Source organism: Polaromonas sp. P1_G2, from assembly GCF_056405515.1.
In genome coordinates this window covers 1-1,097 of record NZ_JBFUBY010000531.1, presented here as the reverse complement: position 1 = coordinate 1,097, position 1,097 = coordinate 1, and the positions used below count along the sequence as shown (strand labels likewise).

The 1,097-nt window shown below is 67.5% G+C and carries 2 protein-coding genes; one reads left to right on the top strand and one right to left on the bottom strand.

Going from position 1 to position 1,097, the window contains the following annotated elements; all coding sequences use genetic code 11:
* Positions 1 to 323, bottom strand: a 323-nt coding sequence (locus AC1D0P_RS25950) for an ester cyclase (RefSeq protein ID WP_477679355.1), incomplete at its 3' end; no start/stop codon positions are given.
* 101 nt (positions 324 to 424) lie between these two features.
* Here AC1D0P_RS25950 and AC1D0P_RS25945 point away from each other — a divergent pair.
* A partial coding sequence (locus tag AC1D0P_RS25945; protein ID WP_477679354.1) for a LysR family transcriptional regulator occupies positions 425 to 1,097 on the top strand: 673 nt, incomplete at its 3' end.

The window sequence follows — 1,097 nt, the reverse complement described above, 5'->3', positions numbered from 1 at the left end:
ATGCCGAAGAGCGGCCCGCGGTGGGTGCCGGTGATCTCGGCGCGCACCGCGGCACGGTCCTGGCTCATCAGCACATCGTGGGCCGTGATGCGCACGTCGGGCAGCGCTTCGATGAAGCCGCGGATGATGGGCTTGAGGCCTTCCGGCCCGGGGCCCTGGCCGGGCGCCAGGGGAATGTCGTCCCAGTCGGCGGTGACGGCGGCGTCCATCAGGTCGGGGTTCTGGTCGCTGAAGGCGCGGTACAGCAGGTCTATGGACTGGCGCCGGGCCAGGTCCTGCGCTTGCTGCTGCGTTGCGTGGCTGCCGGGGTTTGGGTTGCTCATTGCGGTGATCCTTGTGTTGGTGTGATGAAGCAATGGCGGAATTCTGGGCGCCGCGTTACCATCTGTCCAACAAATGATCTGTATAAATGAGTATTTGATTTATGGATTTTCATGGTGTTGACCTGAACCTGCTCGCGGCCTTTGCCGCGCTGATGGAGGAGCGCAACGTGACCCGCGCCGCGGTGCGCGTGGGCGTGAGCCAGCCGGCGATGAGCGCCGCGCTGTCGCGCCTGCGGACGCTGCTGGAAGACCCCTTGTTTCTGCGCAGCGCCGAGGGCCTGCTGCCCACGCCGCGCGCCAGGGACCTCGCCGGGCCGGTGGCTGAGGCGCTGCGGCAACTGGAGGCGGTCCTGGTGAAAAAGCCCGTGTTCGACCCGGGCAAGGTGAGCATGGATTTCACCCTCGGCCTGTCGGACTACCCGGCCTTCGTGCTGCTGCCCGCCCTGCTGGGCGCGCTCGAGAAGAAAGCGCCGGGCATCTCGCTGAGCGTGCGCAGTTTCAGCAGCCGCGACAGCGCCGTCGACCTGCTCGACGCCGGCTTGATCGATGCGGCGGTGGGCGTTCCGCCGACGCAGGCGGAGAGCAGGATTTTGACCCGCCCCATCCTGCGTGACGACTTCGTCACGATCGTGCGCCGCGACCATCCGGACGCGCGGCGCGGCATGAGCATGAAAACCTTTCTGTCGCTGCAGCACGTCCTGGCCTCGCCCGAAGGCGACCGCCATGGGCTGGTGGACGAAGCGCTTGCGCGGCTGGGCAAGCGCCGCACGCTGG